Here is a 19,256-nt window from a genome sequence, read left to right as displayed (position 1 = left end):
CTCCGACTCCGACTGTCGTTGTGCGGCCTCTGCGCGTTGCTGCGCGGCGCGAGCTTCGGCGTCCTCGGAGAATCCCATGTTCTTGTTCTACCGAATCTCCGAGTGCGATGTGAACAGGTGGTCCGGGGTTCCCTCGCGCGCGTCAGTAGTCGATGCGGCCGTGCCGGGAGTGGAACTCGCCGGTCGGGCCGTCGGAGCCGACGAGCGCGAGCGCGACCGTGGCGTCGGTCCCCTCCGTGACGGTCTGGTACCCGCCGTGGCCGTTGAAGTCTGTCGCGGTGTAGCCGGGATCGCTCACGTTGACTCGGAAGCCGGGCAGGTTCTTGGCGTACTGCACCGTCAGGGCGATGACCGCGGCCTTCGACGCGGCGTAGGGCACGGTCTGCACGGGGAACTCGTCGGCACTCGGGGTGGAGAGCGCACGAGGCCAGCCGACCCCGGAGGCGACGTTCACGATCACGGGCGCGTCCGAGCGGCGCAGCAGGGGCAGTGCGGCCTGGGTCACCCGGACGATGCCGGTGACGTTGGTGTCGAGGACGCTCGCCATCGCCTCCGCCGTCAGGTCGTCGACGCCGAAGGAGGTGCCGAGGACGCCGGCGTTGTTGACGAGCACGTCGAGGGAGGGGAGCGAGGCGATCGCGGCGTCGACGCTCGCCGCATCGAGGACGTCGAGCTGGACGACGTGGGCGCCGAGCGCCCGGGCCTCCTCGCCCTTCGCGGTGTCGCGCATCCCGGCGTAGACGGTGTGGCCGGCCTCGAGGAGGCGGCGGGCGGTCTCGAGTCCGAGGCTCTTGTTGGCCCCGGTGATCAGTGTCGTTGTCATGACTCCATGCTGTGCCTGCTGCGGCATCCGCCCCAGGTATCGCCTGACGGGGGGACTGCTGATACCAGGACCGACCGGCGGAGAGGGAGGAGCATGGGCGCATGAGCGAATTCGCGAGCGTGCTGAGGTCGTGGCGCGAGCGCGTCCGCCCCGCAGAGGTCGGGCTTCCCGCGGGGGCCGGGCGGCGCACCTCCGGTCTCCGGCGCGAGGAGCTCGCCGCCCTCGCCGGCGTGAGCGTCGACTACATCGTGCGGCTCGAGCAGGGCCGCGCGGTGAACCCCTCCGGGCAGCTGCTGGGCGCCCTGGCCGTCGCGCTCCGGCTGACGGAGGAGGAGCGCGACCACCTCTTCCGCGTCGCAGGAGTCGCCCCGCCGACCCGCGCGCAGGTGCCGCAGCACATCACGGCCGGGGTGCAGCGCATCGTCGACCGCCTGGGGGACGTGCCGCTCGCCGTGTTCACCGCGGCCCACGACATCCTGCTGTGGAACCCGCTCTGGGCCGCGATCAACGGCGATCCCTCGCGCTTCACCGGGCTCGACCGCAACCTCGTCTGGCGCCACTTCACGCAGGGGCACGAGGGCACCGACTTCGACGATCGGCACGCGGAGGAGTTCGCGGCCGACCTCGTCGCCGACCTGCGCGCCGCTGTGGGCCGCTACCCCGACGACGCCGCGCTCGACCACCTCGTCGTGCGGTTGCGGGCGGCCTCGGCCGACTTCGTCGCGCGCTGGTCGCAGGCGCACGTCGCCGAGCACCGCGCGAGTCGCAAGACGGTCACGGACACGCCCGTCGGGCCGATCACCGTCGACTGCGATGTGCTCTCGGTGACCGGCGGCGATCTGCGGATCGTGGTCTACACGGTGGTGCCGGGGTCGGCCGATGAGGCGCGGCTCGATCTGCTGCGCGTGACCGGGCTGCAGGAGCTGACGCCGACGGTGTGACCGCTGCGCGCTCTTGCGGTGTCGCCCCTTCGGGCGTAACGTGCAATCACATGGTTGTACATAAGCTCTCCGACGCCGACGTCAACCGGATGTTCCGGGCGCTGGCCGACGCGACCCGGCGCGACATCGTCCGGCGGACCCTCCGGGAAGAGGTGTCCGTCTCGCAGCTCGCCGACCGCTACGACATGTCGTTCGCGGCGGTGCAGAAGCACGTCGCCGTGCTCGAGGAGGCGATGCTCGTGACCAAGCGACCGCTCGGCCGCGAGCGCCTCGTGCGCGGCAACCCCGAGCGCCTCCGCGCGGCCCAGCGTCTGCTCGACGGGTTCGAGGAGATCTGGCGCGGGCGCATCGATCGACTCGACGCGATGCTCGCGGAACCCGAGCCCGACGCCGGCTCCTCGAAGAACCCTGTCTGACCGACTCCACCGAAAGGCACCCCATGCCCATCACCTCCGTCGAGAAGGATCTCGACCGGCTGACGCTCACGATCGTCGCCGACTTCGCCGCTCCCGTTCAGCGCGTCTGGGACGCCTACACCGACCCTCGGCAGATCGAGCGCTTCTGGGGTCCGCCGACCTACCCGGCCACCTTCCTCCGCCACGACGCCGAGGTCGGCGGCCGCAGCGTCTACCTGATGACCGGCCCCGACGGCGATCGGCACTACGGCTGCTGGGACTGGACCGCCGTCGAGCCGATGCGCTCGTTCGAGGTGATCGACCGGTTCGCCGATGAGACGGGTGCACCGAGTGCCGACCTGCCCGCCACGCGCGCCGTCTTCGCTTTCGACGAGACGGCAGAGGGCACCCGGCTCACGACGACCTCGACCTTCGACTCTCTCGACCAGCTCGAGCAGCTCGTCGCGATGGGAATGGAGGAGGGCACCCGCGAGGCGATGGCCCAGATCGACGAGGTCCTCGCCGATCTGGCCTCCTTCGCCGCGGACCGAGCCACCTCGGCGCAGATCCTCAACGACACGCAGGTGCGGGTCTCGCGGGTCGTCCGCGGGAGCATCGAGCAGGTCTGGCGTGCGCACAACGATCCCGAACTGATGAAGCGATGGCTGCTCGGCCCCGACGGCTGGTCGATGCCCGTCTGCGAGATCGCGAACGAGGTCGGCGGGAGCTACCGCTACGAGTGGCAGCGCGACGGCGGCGACGAGCGGTTCGGCTTCACGGGCGAGCTCCTCGAGTCGGAGGAGCCGTTCAGGACGGTCACCACCGAGGCGATGATCGGGACGGACTTCCCCGCGACGCTCAACGAGATGACCCTGACGCCGACGGCCGACGGCACGCTGCTGACCCTGGTCATCACCTACGCCGATGCCGCTCAGCGCGACGCGGTCCTCGCGACCGGCATGACCGACGGGATGGAGACGAGCTACGCCCGGCTCGAGGGGCTGCTGCACTCGGCGCCCGTCGCGGCCGGCTGAGCCGCCGCGTCGTCGGAGGGGGGGCGATGCGTCTCAGCATGCTGATAGAGCCCGCAGCCCGCGCAGCGGGCGTATCGAGATCCACCACCGCCGGAAGATCGGGTCGGTTGCTTGATCCACTGAAGTCGGTGGGTCTCGATACGCCACTGCGCGGCTACTCGACCAGCAGGGAAGGCGACGAGCGCCGCCGCCGGCTCCAGCAGAAGCGGTGCACGGATCGTTGAGCTGATAGTCAGGCGAGGCGGTCCGGCATCCACGATGCGTGCAGGGGAAACGCGGGATGCGAGGCTGGAAACCTGACCGCAACACGGTTTGTCCGTGCATCGAGGAGGACGCGGCACCCCGGCGCACAGATCCTCCGTGCGACGAGGCGCCGGGGAGCCCCGCTCTGGTCGACTGGTGGAGCCTCCCCCGGCCCGCCCCACTCCTCCTCGTCCCTCCCTCGCATCGGAGCCCGCATGCCCCAGACCACTCCCGCCCGCCGCCGCCGCGCGCTGCTCGGCGCGCTCGCCGTCGCCCTCGCGACCACCACCGCACTCACCGCCTGCTCGAGCGGATCCGACGCGGCCGCCTCCAGCGAGGACGGTTCGTTCGGCGAGGCCACGATGCAGCTCTCGTGGGTGCCCCACGTCGAGTTCGCGGGCGAGTACCTCGCCGACGCGAACGGCTACTTCGCCGACGCGGGCTTCGACTCCGTCACCCTGACCCCCGGAGGCACCGGCGCGACCGGCGCCGAGACCGCCATCGCGAGCGGATCGGCCTTCGCCGGCGTCTCGTCGCCGCTGATCACCGGCCCCGCGATCTCGGAGGGCGCCGAGATGAAGATCGTCGGCGCGACCTACCAGAAGAACCCCTTCGCGATCGTCTCGCTCACCGACGCCCCGATCGAGACTCCGCAGGACATGGTCGGCAAGACCATCGGAGTCAGCGACAGCAACGACCTGGTCTGGCGCGCGTTCCTCGCCGCGAACGACATCGACGAGTCCGAGATCGACCGCGTGCCGCTCACCGACTCCACGCTGCTCACCACCGGCCAGGTCGACGGCTACATCGGCTACGCGACCTCGGGCGCCAACACGCTCAACCAGCGCGGCTTCTCGGCGCAGCAGTTCCTGCTCGCCGACACCGGCCTGCCGATGGTCGGCGAGACCATCGTCGTGGCGCAGGAGAGCATCGACGACGAGCGCGAGAAGGTCAAGGCGCTGCTGTACGCGGTCGCCCGCGGCTGGAAGGACGCCGTCGCCGACCCCGAGGCCACCGCCGAGACCGTCGTCGCCGACTACGCGGCCGACCAGAACTACAAGGTCGAGGAGCAGGCGCAGGTCATGACGACCCAGACCGGGCTCATCGTCACCCCCGACACCGACGAGAACGGCCTGCTCACGATCACGCCGGAGCTGCAGGAGCAGTCGGTCGAGTCGCTCGCGCTGACCGGCATCGAGCTCGACGCCGACGACCTCTTCGACACGACGCTGATCGACGAGGTCTACGAGGAGCACCCGGAGCTGCTCGAGGGCTGAGCCCCGAGCACGCCCGAGAACCTGACCCGCGCGGAGAGGACGAGCAGTTGAGCACCATCGAGAACGCCACCGAGGGCATCCGCCTGAGCGGGCTGAGCAAGCGCTTCGATCTGGGATCGCGCTCGGTGCAGGCGCTCGCCGAGGTCGACCTCGTCACCCCGCGCGGGTCGTTCCTGTCGCTGCTCGGCCCCTCCGGCTGCGGCAAGTCGACGATCCTGCGGATGCTGGCGGGGCTCGAGAAGCCGACCACCGGCTCCGTCTCGATCCACGGCACCCCGGTCGTCGGCACGAAGCGCTCCGCCGAGCTGGGCATCGCTTTCCAGGACTCGGCTCTGCTGCCCTGGCGCTCGGTGCGCTCGAACGTGCGACTTCCGCTCGAGCTCACCCGCCAGGCGAGCAAGCGCGACAGCATCCCCGATCTGCTCGACCTCGTCGGGCTGAGCGGCTTCGAGGACGCCTACCCGTCGCAGCTCTCGGGAGGCATGCGCCAGCGCGCCTCCATCGCCCGCGCCCTCGTGGTGCAGCCCGACCTGCTGCTGCTCGACGAGCCGTTCGGCGCGCTCGACGACATGACGCGTCAGCGGCTCAACCTCGAGCTGCAGCGGATCTGGACCGCACGACCCGCGACCACGCTGATGGTGACGCACGGGATCGCCGAGGCGATCCTCCTCTCGGACACCGTCGCCGTGATGTCGCCCCGCCCGGGGCGCATCGTCGAGGTGATCGAGATCAACCTGCCGCGGCCCCGCACGGTCGAGATGCTGCGCAGCCCCGAGTTCCACGCGATCGAGGACCGCATCACCGACCTGCTCTTCTCGCAGCACGGTGTCGCGATGGAGGACGACGCGTGACGGTCTGGATCCGCGCGAACTGGCGGGTGCTCGCCGGCCTCGCGGCCTTCGTCGCGGTGTGGTGGATCCTCGCCGACACCGTCTACCGCGAGAGCCGCGCCGTGCCGAGCCCGGGCGCGATCGTCGCCGCGTTCGTCCGCGACGGGCCCTCCTTCTACCTCCGCAACGTCGGCGACACCGTGCTCGCCGCCGGGCAGGGCTACTTCTGGGGCAACCTGGCGGCGCTCGCCCTGGCCACCGTCGCGCTGCTCGTGCCGTGGACCCACCGGGTGATCGAGCAGATCGGCGTGATCAGCCACTGCCTCCCGCTGACCGCCGTCGGACCGGTGATCCTCGTGATCTTCGGCGGCCGCACGACCTCGATCTTCCTCGCGGCGCTGCTCGTCTTCTTCACCACCCTGATCGGCGCGCTGCTCGGCGTGCGCTCGGCGCCCCGCACGGCGCTCGACCTGGTCGCCGCCTACCGCGGCGGACGCTGGGCGCAGATCGTCAAGGTTCAGGCCATCGCGGCCGTGCCCGCGACGATCACGGCCCTGCAGGTCGGCGTGCCGGCGGCGATCCTCGGCGCGGTGCTCGGCGAGTACCTCGGCGGAGTCACCACCGGACTCGGAGTCGCCCTCGCGGTCGCGCAGCGCCAGATGGACGTCGAGCGCGCCTGGGCCTTCGCGGTGACCAGCGGGGTCGTCACGATCCTCGGCTACGCGCTGATCGCGGCGCTCGGCCGCTGGGTGATGCCGCGGGTGACGGGCACGCCGCGGGCGACCCGGCGCGCGGTCCTTCGCCGGACGGGAGGAGTCGTATGAGCGCCGCCGCCGGCCGCCCGGCCACCCGCCCCGCGCGCCGCCCGCGCGACCTCACCGGGCGCCTCGCCCTCCGCATCGTCCGCGCCGAGCTCGTGCCGCTGGCCGTCGCCGTCGTGCTGTCACTCGCGTTCTGGTACGCCTTCCTCGCGATCGCCGACGTGTCTCCGCTGCTCGGCAAGACCCCGACCGACGTCGCCGTCTACCTCTTCACCGAGGCCGACGCCGCCGAGAACCGGGCGATCGTCTTCGGCAACCTCGGCGTGACCGCCCTCGACGCCCTCGTCGGCTACGCCGCGGGCATGCTCGTTGCCCTCGCGATCGCGGTGCTGTTCGTGCTGATCCGCTCGCTCGAGGCGACCGTCATGCCGATCGCGATGCTGCTCAAGTCGATGCCGCTGATCGTGGTGACTCCGCTGATCACCCTGGCGATCGGCAACGGTATCGCGGCGGTCGCCGTGGTCGGAGCCGTCGCGGTGTTCTTCCCCGCGCTGGTGACGGTGGTGTTCGGCCTCCGCTCGCTCTCGCGCGAGTCGTTCGAGCTCGTCACGGTCTACGGCGGCTCGCCGCTGGACGTACTGCTCAAGGTGGCGCTGCCGACGGCGGTGCCCGCGATCTTCGCGGCGGCCAAGGTGGCCGTCCCCTCCGCACTGAGCGGCGCGATGCTGGCCGAGTGGCTGGCGACGGGCAAGGGACTCGGCGGCGCCGTGCAGCGCGCGTCGGCCGGATTCCGCTACGACGAGCTGTGGGCGTCGCTCGCGGTGATCACGGCGCTGGGAGTCGTGGCCTACGCGGTCGTGGCGATCGGCGAGAGACTGGCGGCCGTCCGCTTCGGCGGCCAGAACTGAGGATGGGCATGAGCGACAGCATCACCGGAACGAGCAGCATCACCGGAACCATCTGGGACGGGGAGCGATCCCTCGGCACCGCCACGCTGGCGTGGGACGGCGATCACATCGCCTCAGTCTCGGAGGCGTCGGGGGACTCGCCCTTCTCGATCATCCCCGGCCTGGTCGACACGCACGTGCACCTCGGCGCCTACTCGGGCGAGGGGACGGCCGACTTCGCCTCCTGGCCGCTGGTCACGCCGCGGGAGGAGCGGGTCTTCCACATCGCGAACAACGCGCGCAAGGCCGCCCGCGCGGGTGTCACGACCCTCCGCGACCTCGGGGCCGACGAGCTGCAGATGACCGTGGCGCGGATGTTCGAGCAGGGCATCGCCGACGGGCCCCGGCTCGTGAACCACGGCGCGGTCGGCATGACCGCGGGCCACGGCGACCTCTTCGTGCCGCCGCACTACCCGCACCGCGACCGCGTCGCCGACAGCCCCGACGAGTGCCGGCGCCTGGTGCGCACCTGGGCCCGCGCGGGCGCCGACGGCATCAAGATCTACACGAGCGGAGGCGTGCTCTCGATGGGCGATCGGGTCGGCTGGCGCAACCAGACCGACGCCGAGATCGCCGCGACGATCGACGAGGCGCACGCGCTGGGGATGCCCGTCGCCGCGCACACCCACTCCGTCGCCGGTCTCGACCGGGCGCTCGCGCTCGGCGTCGACTCGATCGAGCACGGCACGGCCATCGGCCCGCAGCACTGGGCGACGCTCGTCGAGCGGAACCTGCCGGTCGCGCCGACCCTCTTCATCAACGACGTGATCGCCGCGGGCCGTGCGCCGTCGTCCCCGGAGGCGTCGCTCAAGGCGCAGGACGTGGTCGCCACCCGCGACGCCGGGTTCCTCGCCGCGGGCGAGGCCGGGGTGCGCTTCGTGCTCGGCACCGACGCGAACGGCGTCTACGTCGACTGGGGCGAGCAGCTCGACGAGGTGCGCCGGATGCGCGACGCGTTCGGCTGGACCTCGGAGCGCGCCCTCGTCGCCGCCACGTCGGACGCCGCGGCGGTCGTCGGCCTCGGCAACCGCGTCGGACGGCTCGCCGAGGGCTTCGGCGCCGACTTCGTGGTGCTGCGCGGACGGCCCTGGGAGAGCATCGACGACCTGCGGGCCGAGAACATCGTCGCGGTCGTCTCGCGCGGTCGCCTCGTATCGGGCGGAATGCCGCCCCGATGACCGTCTCGGAGGTCCGTCGATTCGTGACGGCGGAGGCGCTCGGCGCTCCCCGGGGCGCTTACAGCCACGCGGTCCAGGCGCACGGCGTCGTCTACGGCTCGGCGATCGGGCCGTTCTCGCCGCTCGACGGCACGCTCCCGGAGGGGGTCGGCGCGCAGACGACGGCGGCCCTCGACAACATCGAGCGGTTGCTCGCCGACGAGTTCGCGCTCGGGCTCGGCGACGTGGTGCGCATCACGATGATCCTGAGCGACTTCGGGCGCGACTTCGCCGACGCCTCCGCGGCGTACGCCGAGCGGTTCCCCGTCGATCCCCCCGCCCGCACCGTGCTCGGCGCCGCCCTGCCGGGACCCCTCGTCGCGATGGACTTCATCGCGACCGGCCACTGACACCCCTCCGAAAGGCGCTCCCGTGTCCTCCTTCCTCGTCGGACTGCCCAAGGTCGAACTCCACGTGCACCTCGAGGGGACCCTCGAGCCCGAGCTGCGCGCGTCGCTCGCCGAGCGCAACGGACTCCCCGTGCCGGAGGCGCTCGCCTACGACTTCGACTCGCTCGCCTCGTTCCTCGCGGTGTACTACCCGGCGATGGACGTGCTGCGCGAGGAGGCGGACTTCTACGACCTCGCCACGGCGTACTTCCGGCGCGCGGCGGCCGACGGCGTGGTGCGCGTCGAGGCGTTCTTCGACCCGCAGGCGCACACTTCGCGCGGAGTGCCGCTCGACGCCGTGATCGGCGGCTACCACCGGGCCGCGGTCGATGCGGTGGCGCTCGGCGTGGACGCCTCGCTGATCCTCTGCTTCCTCCGTGACATGTCGGCCGAGAGCGCTCGCGAGACGCTCGAGGCGGCGCTGCCGTACGCCGACCGCCTGATCGGCGTGGGCCTCGACTCGGACGAGCGCGGCAACCCGCCGGCGAAGTTCGCCCCGGTCTTCGCGCGGGCGCGGGAGGCGGGGCTGCGCCTGACGATGCACTGCGACGTCGACCAGCCGAACGGGATCGAGCACATCCGCCAGGTGCTCGAGGAGATCGGCGTGGACCGGATCGACCACGGCACGAACATCGTCGAGGCTCCCGAGCTCGTGCAGGTGCTGGTCGAGCGCGGACTCGCGCTGACCTGCTGCCCGCTGTCCAACTCCTTCGTCTCGAGCGACATGAAGGCCGGCGAGATGCGCGCGCTCCTCGAGCGCGGGGTGCGGGTGACGGTCAACTCCGACGACCCCGCCTACTTCGGCGGCTACATCGCCGACAACTACGCGGCGCTGGAGGCCGCGGGCTTCACGCGCGAGGAGCTGGTGCAGCTGGCGCGCAACTCCGTGCTCGGCTCGTGGGCCGACGCCGACGCCCAGGAGGCGCTGCTCGCGCGGATCGACGCATACGTCGCTGCCGCCGCTCCTCGCTGATCGAGCCCGCAGCCCGCGCAGCGGGCGTATCGGTGATCCATGTCGTCAGCGCGAAAGGCCTGCACAACTAAGGCCGAAATCCGGATTCCTCGGATTCGTCCGCCGGGGACGCGACTCAGCCTTAGTTGTGCGGCTGGCCTCAGAGGTACCGCAGCGCCAGGTGCAGGTCGACGCGGTCGGCCATCGAGGCGAGGTCGCGACCGGTGAGCGCCTCGATCCGCTGCACCCGGTAGCGCAGAGTGCTCGCGTGCAGGTGCAGCCGGTCGGCGGCCTGGCGCCAGGAGCCGTTGCCGTCGAGGAACACCCGGAGCGTCTCGACGAGGTCGGTGCGGTGCTCGTCGTCGTAGTGGACGAGCTCGCCGAGCACCTCGCGCGCGAAGGCCGCCCGGGTGCGCGGAGCCACGAGCTCGAGCAGCGCGTCGCTCGAGACGGGGACGGTGTGCTCGAGCACCGAGACGGCGTCTCCGGTCGCCGCCGCCATCCGCTCGCGCGCTCCGAGCAGCGATCGGCCGAGCTGAGCCGCACTGCGCGACGCGTCCCCGACTCCGATCGCCACGCGCCGCCCGCGCAGCAGCCACGGCGCGGACTCGACGGCCGCCCGCAGCGTCGCGCCCGACGACCGCGACTCGTCGTCGGGGTCGCCGAGCACGAGCACCGCTCCGGCGTCGAGCACGGCTCCGAGGGCCAGCCCGTGCTCGCGCTCGGCGGCGTCGCGCAGCAGTCGCGTCAGCGCCTCAGGAGGCAGCGCCGGGTCGTCGGAGCGCGCCGTCACCACCCGGAGCGGCGCACCGAGGCGGGCGCCGAGCATCCGCAGCCGCACCGCGATCTCGGCTTCGGGCAGCTCGTCGTGCTCGACGGCGCGGAGCAGCTCGAGCAGCGGACCGCCCGCCTCCGCCTCCTGCCGCCGCGCGAGTTCGAGCCGCCCGCCGACCGCGCTCGCGAGCAGCTCGACGGCGTCGGCCGTCTCCTCCGACCAGCCGCGCTGATCACCCGTCACGACCAGCACTCCCAGCCGCTCGCCGGCGGAGGAGAACAGCGCGCGGCGCGAGAGCGACCGGCCCTGCTCCGTGACCTGCCAGCGGTCGTCGGCGGAGGCGAGCGACGCCTCCCAGGCCGCGCCGTAGTCGGCCGCGGTGGGCATGCCGCCGGCGGAGGCGACCAGCGTCGCCGCGTGATCGACGACCCAGCTGCCGTGGGCGAACTCCTCGAAGAAGGCGCGGAGCGCCACGTGCACGCCCTCGCCCGACGCCAGATCCTCGAGCAGCCGCCGCGCGAAGCGGGCGTCGCGGCCGAGGGTGGGCAGGTCGGCCTGCGCGACGACTCCGGCGACCGTCTGCGCGATGGTCTTGAACGACACGTCCGGCGCGACCGTCATCAGCGCGACGCCGTGCCGCCGGCAGACCTCGATCATGCCCACGGGCAGCGAGCCGACCGCGATCAGCCCGACCACGATCGCCACGACGCCCCGGTCGGCGACACCGCCGACGAAGCGCTCGACGCTCTCGCGGCCCGAGGTCCAGAGCGCGCTGGTCAGCACGACGTCGCCGGGCGAGAGGAAGCGCCCTGGATCGGGCAGGTCGATCGTGTACGTGCCCGAGACGGCGCGGGCGAGCTGCACGTCGTCGCCGCTGACGAGGGTGAGCTGCAGCTCGGGGTGGGTGAGGAGCTCGCGGACGTTCACGGCGCCTCCAGGATCGGGAGCCTCCAGGATAGATCGCGACCTCGGCCCCGGCTCCGCTGCACCGAGGGAACCCCGGACCGTCGAGACCGCCACGCACAGCGGGCGGTCTCGGCGGTTCGGGGTTCCCTCGAGCAGGTGAGCCGCGTCAGCGGATACCGCTGCGGGCGAAGCCCTGGACGAAGTAGCGCTGGAAGGCGAGGAACAGCAGCACCATCGGCAGCACCGAGACCAGCGCGAGCGCCATGCTCGACGAGTAGTCCGGAGTCGACTGGCCCTTGAGGTAGAGCAGCCCGATCGGCAGCGTGAACAGCTCGTTGTCCTTCAGGGCGATCAGCGGCCAGGCGAAGTCGTTCCAGCTGCCGAGCAGCGTCAGCAGGATCAGCACCGCGATCAGCGGGCGGCTGAGCGGCAGCACGATCTGCACGAAGACGCGCAGGTGCCCGGCGCCGTCGATGCGCGCGGCCTCGATGAGCTCCTCCGGGATCGACAGGAAGAACTGCCGGGCGAGGAAGATGCCGAACGCGGCCGCCGCTCCGGGCAGGATCACCGACCAGTAGGTGCCGTAGATCTCGAGCCCGGTGACGAGCTTGAACTGGGCGACCATGATCGCCTGCACCGGGATCATCATCGTGGCCAGCGCCAGGAGGAACAGCAGGTTGCGCCCCGGGAAGCGCAGCCGCGCGAAGCCCCAGCCGGCCAGCAGATTGAGCACCACGGTGAAGGCCGTCACGAACAGACCGATGACGACGGAGTTGAGGAACCACTCCTCGACCGGGAAGCGCGCGAACACCGTCGCGAAGTTCTCGAGCGAGATCTCGCTCGGCCAGAAGCGCGGGGGCCCCGGCGAGAAGACCTCGCCGCGGGGCGAGAACGCGATGACGAGCATCCAGTAGAGCGGGAAGAAGACGATCGCGGAGGCGACCACGGCGACGACGATGCGCAGGACGAGCCCGAGACGCGAGCCGTCGCGGCGGCCGCGGTCCCGGCGGGGGGACGCCTGGACGACGGCGGCGGCGATCGCGGGGGAGGGGATGGTGGAGGAGGTCATGGTCGCGGCTCCTATTCGACGAGGTCGCGGGTGCGACTCGTGCGCCACTGCAGGTAGGTGAAGGCGAGGGAGATGAGGAGGATGACGACTCCGAGCGCGGCGCCGTAGCCCTGCTCGCGCACCTGGAAGCCGTTGCGGTAGGCGTAGGTGCCGAGCACGGAGGTCGAGAAGCCGGGCCCGCCTCCGGTCATCACGAAGACGATGTCGAAGACCTGGAACGACGCGATGACGTTCATGATCAGCAGGAAGAACGTCGACGGGCCGACGAGCGGCACCGTCAGGGCGCGGAACTGCTGCCACCGCGTCGCCCCGTCGATCCGCGCCGCCTCGTACAGCTCGGGAGACACGCTCTGCAGGCCGGCGATGTAGATCACCATGTTGAAGCCGATGCGCAGCCAGACCGCGGTGAGCATCACCGACACCATCGCGGCCGTGCCGTCGGACTGCCACGAGACCGGCGAGAGCCCGATCGAGGACAGCACCTTGTTGACGATGCCCGAGGACTCGCTGAAGATCGTGACCGCGATCATCCCGGAGGCGACTCCCGAGATCACCAGCGGCAGCACGATGATCGTGCGGAAGATCCCGCGGGCCGGCAGCACCGAGTTGAGCAGCACGGCGAGGCCGAGCCCGCCGAGGAGCTCGAGCGGCACGGTCACGGCCGTGAAGACCAGCGTGTTGGCGAGGCTCTGCCAGAAGACGGGATCGGCGCCCATCCGCAGGTAGTTCGCGAAGCCGACCCACTCCGGGTCGCCGAAGCCGCGCAACTCCTGGAACGACAGCTGGATCGCCCACAGGATCGGCACGAACAGGAACAGCGCCATCAGCAGCAGGTTGGGCCCGACGAAGCCGAGGCCGGCGAGCGCCTCCCTGGTGCGGGCGGGCCGTCGGCGACGCGGGGCGTTCGTGGCGGCGGCGGCCTGCCGGAGCGGGACGGCCGTCATTCGCCCGTGGCCTGCGTGATGGCGTCGGTCAGGCCGGACAGCGTCTCCTCGGTGCTGCGTCCGTTGACGAACGCCTCCTCGAGCTGGTCCTGCATCCCGACCGCGATCTCGGCGAGGAACGGCGAGGTGAGCTGCTCGACGTCGCTCGGGGTGATGGTGGTCGCCTGCTCGGCGAACACGGGCATCACGTCGGGGCGCACCGCGAAGTCGATCGAGGCGGGGTCGATGTCGGTGCGGGTGGGCAGCTCGTTCGTGGCGGCGCAGAACGCGGCCATGTTGTCCGCCTCCGTCATGAAGGAGAGGAACGCGGTGGCGAGCTCGGGGTTGTCGGTGTCGGCGGTGGCGACGAGGGCGTTGCCGCCGAGGTCGGTCGCGCCGCGCTCATCGACGGGCATCGGGGTGGCGGTCCACTCGAAGTCGGCCAGGTTGTCGACGTCGGGCACGAGGAACGAGCCGACGAACGCCATCGCGGTGGTCTGCTCGGTGAAGAGGGAGTCGGCGTAGGCCGGCGACTTGACGGAGCTGGTCGGCGGGACCCAGCCGTTCTCGAAGAAGCTCTTGGTGAAGTCGACGGCCTTCGCTCCCGCCTCGGAGTCGATCGCGGGAGTCGTGCCGTCCTCCTCCAGCAGCGCACCGTCGGCCTCGAACAGCCAGCTCAGCCAGCGGGTCGTGCCGCCCAGCTGCCAGTTCGCGGCGAACGGGTACTGCTCGGCGGGAAGGGAGGCGCGCAGCTTCGTCGAGACGTCGGCGAACTCCTCCCAGGTCCAGGCGTCGGCGGCCGCGGTCGGGATGTCGGTGACACCGGCGGCCTCGAGCAGCGCGGTGTTGACCAGCAGCGCCGAGACGTCGGTCTGGTGCGGGACGCCGTAGGGCACGCCGTCGTAGGACACGGCCTCCTGGAACGCCGGGGTGAACGAGTCGAACTCGGGGATCTGGTCGGTGACGTCGAGCAGCTGCTCCTGGCTCGAGTAGACGCCGAGGTTGCCGTAGTCGACGCGGAACACGTCGGGCGCCTCGCCCGAGCTCAGCTGCGCGTCGATGTTGCTGAACATCTGGTCGTAGGGGACGACGTTGAGCTCGACGCTCGCGCCGTCGTTCGCGGCCTCGAAGTCGGTGATGAGCGACTCGAACGCGGCCTGCTCCGACTCGCTGGCCCAGGTGGTGAAGGTGATCGAGTCGCCGCCGTCCGCGGAATCGCCGCCGCCGCCGCCGAAGCCGCTGCAGCCGGTGAGGACGAGGGGTGCCGTGAGAAGAGCGGCGAGGGGGAGTAGTCGTCTGCGCATGATGGATCCTCTGCTGTGGTGGGGGAGTGCTGTGATGGGGAGTGCTGTGGTGGTCGTCTGCTGTGGTTCGCGAGTGCCGGTCAGGCGCCCGGCAGTCGTTCGAGTGCGGTCTCGACGAGCGAGACGAGTCCGTGGGGACCGAGCTGGCCGGCGAGATCGTGCGGTCCCGCGGGTGCGAGGAACGCGGCCGTCACGTCCTCGACGGCGCGCACGCAGCCGAAGCGCGCGATCCGCTCGTCGTCGATGAGGGCCTCGCCGTAGCCGGAGCGGAAAGCGCGGCGCTGGGCGTCGGTGATCGGCCGGGAGACGATCACGCCGAGCTCGACCAGGAGGAGGTCGACCTCGCGGGGAGCGACGGTCGACTCGTCGAAGTCGATGAGCCAGGGGCGGCGGGCCTCGTCGATCACGATGTTGCCGGGGTGCGGGTCGCCGTGCACGGGGACGCGGGAGGTGGCGGTGCGGTCGCGCTTGAGGCGGCGCTCGGCGCTCGCGAGGGCGAGGAGGCGCTCGCGGTGCTCGCGCCAGAACGGGGACCGGCCGGCGGGGCGCTCGTCGACCTCGGCGATCAGCTCGGCGGGCGGGCGGTGCTCGCGGCGGATGCCCCTCCGGATCGGTGTGGCGCCCGCGGGAGGCTCGGCGTCGTGGATCGAGCGGAGCACGCCGCCGAACTCCTCCCACGACAGCGCGTCGGCCTCGGCGTCGACCGCGTCCTCGCCGGGGATCCACGGGGCGAGCGAGACGAGCAGGCCGTCGGCCTCGCTCCACGGGCGCCCGTCGACGGCGCGCCGCGGTGCGGCGACCCCGGGGGCGCCCGCGTCGCCGAGCGCGGCGGCGAGCGCGAGCCCGAAGCGCCCGTCGCGCCGGGTGGCCTTGACGCTCCAGACGGCTCCGGAGTCGTCGGTCGCGCACCAGACGCGGGCGCGCGGGTCGAGCCCGCCGGTCACGGGCGCGAGCTCGGAGAGGTCGATGCCGAACCCGTGGCGCACGAGCGTGCGGGTCGAGGCGGCGTCGAGCGTGTCCATGTCGTCATCGTGGCGCGCGGATGCCACCTGGACACGTGCTTGCGGAATCGCCGGTTTGCTGTGCAGGGGCTCACCGGGGGAACCTCTTCCGGCCGAGACACCGCGTGCCGGCCGAGAGCCGGTTCCCTCGCGACGACGGGGCGGAGGGGCGGGTGGCTACGCGCTCCGCTCGGCCCGGCTGCGGAGGATGCAGAACTCGTCGCCCTCGGGATCGGCCAGGACGACCCAGCCCGTGCCGTCGGGGCGGCGGAGGTCATCGACCTGCCGGGCTCCGAGGTGCAGGAGGCGGGCGAGCTCCTCGTCGCGGGTGCTGCCCTCGTCGGGCTCGAGGTCGAGGTGCAGCCGGTTCTTGAGCTGCTTCGTCTCGGGGACCTCGATGAACAGCAGTCGCTGAGTGCTGTCGCTCGAGAAGATCATGCACTCGTCGTCCCCGGGCACGTCGGGATCCTCGGGGTCCTCCGCGAAGCCGAGAACGGCGCTCCAGAAGACGGACTGCGCCAGAGCGTCGCGGCTGTCGATGGTCGTGTGCGAGATGCGGGCTGCCATGCGGCGAGCCTAGGTGGGGGAGACCTCGGCCGAGGGAACCGGTTCTGGCCGAGGCATCCGCTGCGGTGTCTCGGGACTCGGGTGACGGTTCCGCCTCGGACCGGGTGGGGGTGACGCCGCAGGGTGACCCGGCCCGATCGGGACGGGCGATCCGCATCGCCTCGGTGGCGGTACTCAGGTTCTCGACGCTCCTGGGCGTGCGGCGCGCCTGTTCGACGGGTTCTGCCGCTTCTCGTATCCGATGGAGGCGAGAAGTGCCGAATGCCGGGGCCGTCCTCGGATCAGTTCGGCGGTTTCTGCCGCTTCGAGACGGCAGTCCGGGCGAGAACTGTCCAACGCGGACGCGGTCGCGATGTCACCGGTCCTCCTGGCGTTGTCCACGGTCGCCGGGTGGTCGCGTGGGCCGGGCCTTCGTCGCTCGGTCGCGGGCGCGATCAGGCCGCGGGGAGCGTCACGCGGAAGCGCGCGCCGGCCGGGCCCTCGACGCAGACGAGGTCGCCGCCGAGGGCGCGGGCGAGGCCGCGGGCGATCGGCAGGCCCAGCCCCGAGCCTCCGTCGGCGCGGTTGCGCGCGTCGTCGAGGCGGACCAGGCGGTCGAAGACGCGCTCGCGGTCGGCCTCCGCGACTCCGGGGCCGTCGTCGTCGACGGTGAGCACGACAGTGCCGGGAGTCGACGAGAGCGTGACGTCGACGCGCGAGCGGGCGAAGCGGGCAGCGTTCTCGAGCAGGTTGCCGAGGATCTGCCCGAGCCGGTCCGGGTCCGCGAGCGCGAGGGGCGCCTGCGCCGACGGGTGCAGAGCCAGTGCGAGGCCGGACGAGTGCAGCTGCTGCCGCTCGATCGCCGCCTCCGCCACGGGCACCACGTCGAGCGGCCGCGGCTCGACGGCCAGCCCTTCGTCGAGGCGGGCCATCAGCAGCATGTCCTGGATCAGGCGGCCCGCGCGCAGCGACTCCCGCACCACGTGCACCGAGAGCCGCTCGCGGTCGGCCTCCGAGCCGTCGGCCCTGGCCAGCGCGTCGGCCGCGGCCTGGATGCCGGCGACCGGCGTGCGCAGCTCGTGCGCCGCGTCCGAGACGAAGGCGCGCATCCGTCTCTCGGCCGCGACCGCGGTGCGCTCGGCCTGCTCGAGGTCGTCGAGCATCTCGTCGAAGGCGGCGGCGGTCCGCCCGAGCTCGGTGCCGGGGCGCGAGGGGCGGAGGCGGCGCCCGCGATCACCGTGCGCGATCGAGCGGGCGACGGCGGTCATCCGCTCGAGGGGGCGCAGAGTCGCGCGCACGACCACGGTCAGGGCGATCGCGGCGAGCAGGAGGAACGCGGCGGAGGAGACGAGCAGGATCGCGTTGAGCGACGCGAGAGTGGAGCCGACCGAGCTCGCGTCGCTGGTCAGGGTCAGCTCGGTGCCGTCGCTGAGGGTCGACTCGAGCGTGATCAGCTGGTCGTCGCCCGAGACGGAGCTCGACGCGACGGTCACGGTGGCGTCGGCGGCGGCGCGGGGTGCGGGAGTCGGCGCCGCGGCGGGCGGTCCCGCAGGAGGCTCGGCCAGCTGATCGGCCGCCCCTGGGCCGGCGCGCAGCTGCTCCGGGCTCGGGCCGGCGACGACGGCCTCGCCCTCGGGGCTCGTGATCCGCACCGCGACGCCCTGCGCCGACAGCCGCGACGCGAGCTCGTCGTCGTCGATCGTGCCGACGAGAGCGGCGGCGGCGGAGGCGCGGTCCTGCAGCCGCTCCTCGATCTGGGCGCGGAGGCGGTCGCCGAGGACGGCCTGCACCGTCACCGAGAGCGCGAGCAGCAGCACGGCCAGCAGCGCGACGACGGCGACGACCGTCCGGAGGCGCAGCGAGCCGGTGCGCAGCGGCGTCGCGCTCACGCCTCGACCCGGTAGCCGAGACCGCGGACGGTGTGGATCAGGCGCTCGCCGTGCGCCTCCATCTTCTTGCGGAGGGAGCTGAGGTGCACCTCGACGAGGTTGGGGTCGACGTGGTCGTAGCCCCAGACCTGCGTGAGGATCTGCGTCTTGCTGAGCGTGCGCCCGCGGCTGCCGGCGAGGAACGCGAGCAGCCGGAACTCGGTGGCGGTCAGGTCGAGCTGAGCGCCGTCGCGCTGGGCCCGGCCGGAGTCGGGGTCGACGACGAGATCGCCGATCTCGATGATCGACGGGACCCGCCCGCGCCGGCGCAGCACGGCCGTCACCCGCGCGACGAGCTCGGCGAGCACGAACGGCTTGACCACGTAGTCGTCGACTCCTTCGTCGAACCCGCGGAGGCGGTCGTCGACGGCGTCGCGCGCGGTGAGCATGATGACGGCCGCGTCGCTCGCCCGGCGCACGCGCTCGGCCAGCACGATGCCGCTCGGGCCGGGGAGCATCCAGTCGAGGATCACGAGATCGGGGGAGAAGGCGAGGAGCTCGTGGGCGAGGTCCTCGCCGGTCGCGAGTCCGCGCACCGTGAAGCGCTCGCTGCGCAGGGCGGTCTCGACGGAGGTGCGGATGGCGTCGTCGTCCTCGACGAGCAGGATCCGGGCGGGAGGGAGCATGCTCCGACCGTAGGGGCGGCGGATCGACGCGGGCCAGGCATCGGCTGGGGAGGCACTGTTCTTAAGCGCCGCTTCAGATTCGGCTCTGAATCTGAACTGGAACCGGCCGCAACCGCTCCCGAACGGGATCGGCATCGGGCCGGCACGAGGAGAGAACCATGAGCGAGACCACCACGACGAAGGGCTCGGGCTTCGGGCCGCGCCGACCCAGGGTCCGCGCGATCGCTGTCTGCATCGCGGCCGGAGCGCTCGGGCTGACCGGGCTGGGCGCGACGGCGGCGTTCGCCGACGGGACGGGGACGCCGACCCCGTCGACGTCGGCGGGCGCGACGCCGCTGCAGACGCCGGGGGCGACCGAGGGCGCGGGCG

Annotated in this window: 20 protein-coding genes; 11 read left to right on the top strand and 9 right to left on the bottom strand. The window is 72.1% G+C overall.

Annotated features, from left to right (window positions below):
- Positions 1-142: 142 nt before the first annotated feature.
- Complete coding sequence (locus GRS92_RS14590) at positions 143-823, bottom strand: SDR family NAD(P)-dependent oxidoreductase (RefSeq protein ID WP_159857668.1); 681 nt, start codon at positions 821-823, stop codon at positions 143-145.
- A gap of 101 nt (positions 824-924) precedes the next feature.
- Between GRS92_RS14590 and GRS92_RS14585 the strand changes: the two genes are divergently transcribed.
- From GRS92_RS14585 to add, 10 genes are all read left to right on the top strand, one after another.
- Positions 925-1,764, top strand: a complete 840-nt coding sequence (locus GRS92_RS14585; protein WP_159857666.1) for a helix-turn-helix transcriptional regulator — start codon at positions 925-927, stop codon at positions 1,762-1,764.
- 50 nt (positions 1,765-1,814) lie between these two features.
- Complete coding sequence (locus GRS92_RS14580; protein WP_159857664.1) at positions 1,815-2,180, top strand: ArsR/SmtB family transcription factor; 366 nt, start codon at positions 1,815-1,817, stop codon at positions 2,178-2,180.
- A gap of 23 nt (positions 2,181-2,203) precedes the next feature.
- Positions 2,204-3,193: an SRPBCC family protein gene (locus GRS92_RS14575; RefSeq protein ID WP_159857662.1), complete on the top strand. Its 990-nt coding sequence runs from the start codon at positions 2,204-2,206 to the stop codon at positions 3,191-3,193.
- A gap of 458 nt (positions 3,194-3,651) precedes the next feature.
- Positions 3,652-4,713: an ABC transporter substrate-binding protein gene (locus GRS92_RS14570; RefSeq protein WP_159857660.1), complete on the top strand. Its 1,062-nt coding sequence runs from the start codon at positions 3,652-3,654 to the stop codon at positions 4,711-4,713.
- Positions 4,714-4,760: 47 nt separating this feature from the next.
- Entirely contained in the window at positions 4,761-5,564 is an 804-nt protein-coding gene (locus GRS92_RS14565) for an ABC transporter ATP-binding protein (protein WP_159857658.1), read from the top strand.
- Positions 5,561-6,367 carry an ABC transporter permease gene (locus GRS92_RS14560; protein WP_204162408.1) on the top strand — a complete coding sequence of 269 codons (807 nt, stop codon included), beginning with the start codon at positions 5,561-5,563 and terminating at the stop codon, positions 6,365-6,367. Before GRS92_RS14565 ends, GRS92_RS14560 begins: the two co-directional genes overlap by 4 nt.
- Positions 6,364-7,212 carry an ABC transporter permease gene (locus tag GRS92_RS14555; protein ID WP_159857656.1) on the top strand — a complete coding sequence of 283 codons (849 nt, stop codon included), beginning with the start codon at positions 6,364-6,366 and terminating at the stop codon, positions 7,210-7,212. The genes GRS92_RS14560 and GRS92_RS14555 overlap by 4 nt, the downstream gene beginning before the upstream one ends.
- 8 nt (positions 7,213-7,220) lie before the next feature.
- On the top strand, positions 7,221-8,429 hold the full coding sequence (locus GRS92_RS14550) for an amidohydrolase family protein (protein ID WP_159857654.1): 1,209 nt from the start codon (positions 7,221-7,223) through the stop codon (positions 8,427-8,429).
- A complete protein-coding gene (locus tag GRS92_RS14545; RefSeq protein WP_159857652.1) occupies positions 8,426-8,818 on the top strand; it encodes a RidA family protein in 393 nt (130 codons plus the stop codon). The genes GRS92_RS14550 and GRS92_RS14545 overlap by 4 nt, the downstream gene beginning before the upstream one ends.
- Positions 8,819-8,840: 22 nt before the next feature.
- Positions 8,841-9,830, top strand: a complete 990-nt coding sequence (gene add, locus GRS92_RS14540) for an adenosine deaminase (protein WP_159857650.1) — start codon at positions 8,841-8,843, stop codon at positions 9,828-9,830.
- 139 nt (positions 9,831-9,969) lie between these two features.
- On the opposite strand, the gene GRS92_RS14535 is transcribed toward add, so the two are convergent.
- The 8 genes from GRS92_RS14535 to GRS92_RS14500 all read right to left on the bottom strand — a co-directional run bounded on the left by GRS92_RS14535 (position 9,970) and on the right by GRS92_RS14500 (position 18,887).
- Complete coding sequence (locus tag GRS92_RS14535; RefSeq protein WP_159857648.1) at positions 9,970-11,511, bottom strand: PucR family transcriptional regulator; 1,542 nt, start codon at positions 11,509-11,511, stop codon at positions 9,970-9,972.
- Between the two features lie 145 nt (positions 11,512-11,656).
- Positions 11,657-12,559: a carbohydrate ABC transporter permease gene (locus tag GRS92_RS14530; protein ID WP_159857646.1), complete on the bottom strand. Its 903-nt coding sequence runs from the start codon at positions 12,557-12,559 to the stop codon at positions 11,657-11,659.
- 11 nt (positions 12,560-12,570) lie between these two features.
- Positions 12,571-13,503 carry a carbohydrate ABC transporter permease gene (locus GRS92_RS14525; RefSeq protein ID WP_159857644.1) on the bottom strand — a complete coding sequence of 311 codons (933 nt, stop codon included), beginning with the start codon at positions 13,501-13,503 and terminating at the stop codon, positions 12,571-12,573.
- Positions 13,500-14,786, bottom strand: coding sequence for an ABC transporter substrate-binding protein (locus GRS92_RS14520; RefSeq protein ID WP_159857642.1), 1,287 nt, complete (start codon positions 14,784-14,786; stop codon positions 13,500-13,502). Before GRS92_RS14520 ends, GRS92_RS14525 begins: the two co-directional genes overlap by 4 nt.
- Positions 14,787-14,866: 80 nt before the next feature.
- Complete coding sequence (locus GRS92_RS14515; RefSeq protein ID WP_159857640.1) at positions 14,867-15,808, bottom strand: phosphotransferase enzyme family protein; 942 nt, start codon at positions 15,806-15,808, stop codon at positions 14,867-14,869.
- A 156-nt stretch (positions 15,809-15,964) separates the two neighbouring features.
- Complete coding sequence (locus GRS92_RS14510) at positions 15,965-16,354, bottom strand: VOC family protein (RefSeq protein ID WP_159857638.1); 390 nt, start codon at positions 16,352-16,354, stop codon at positions 15,965-15,967.
- A gap of 434 nt (positions 16,355-16,788) precedes the next feature.
- The gene (locus tag GRS92_RS14505) at positions 16,789-18,222 is read right to left on the bottom strand and encodes a HAMP domain-containing sensor histidine kinase (protein WP_159857636.1); all 1,434 of its coding nucleotides are present in this window, start codon (positions 18,220-18,222) and stop codon (positions 16,789-16,791) included.
- On the bottom strand, positions 18,219-18,887 hold the full coding sequence (locus GRS92_RS14500; protein ID WP_159857634.1) for a response regulator transcription factor: 669 nt from the start codon (positions 18,885-18,887) through the stop codon (positions 18,219-18,221). The genes GRS92_RS14505 and GRS92_RS14500 overlap by 4 nt, the downstream gene beginning before the upstream one ends.
- 158 nt (positions 18,888-19,045) lie before the next feature.
- Between GRS92_RS14500 and GRS92_RS14495 the strand changes: the two genes are divergently transcribed.
- The coding region (locus GRS92_RS14495; RefSeq protein WP_204162407.1) for a hypothetical protein at positions 19,046-19,256 on the top strand (211 nt) is incomplete at its 3' end.

Source organism: Rathayibacter sp. VKM Ac-2754 (assembly GCF_009807095.1).
In the GTDB taxonomy this organism is placed as follows: domain Bacteria; phylum Actinomycetota; class Actinomycetes; order Actinomycetales; family Microbacteriaceae; genus Rathayibacter.
Note: the sequence above shows the minus strand (reverse complement) of the source record. Positions and strands in the feature narration are given on the sequence as shown.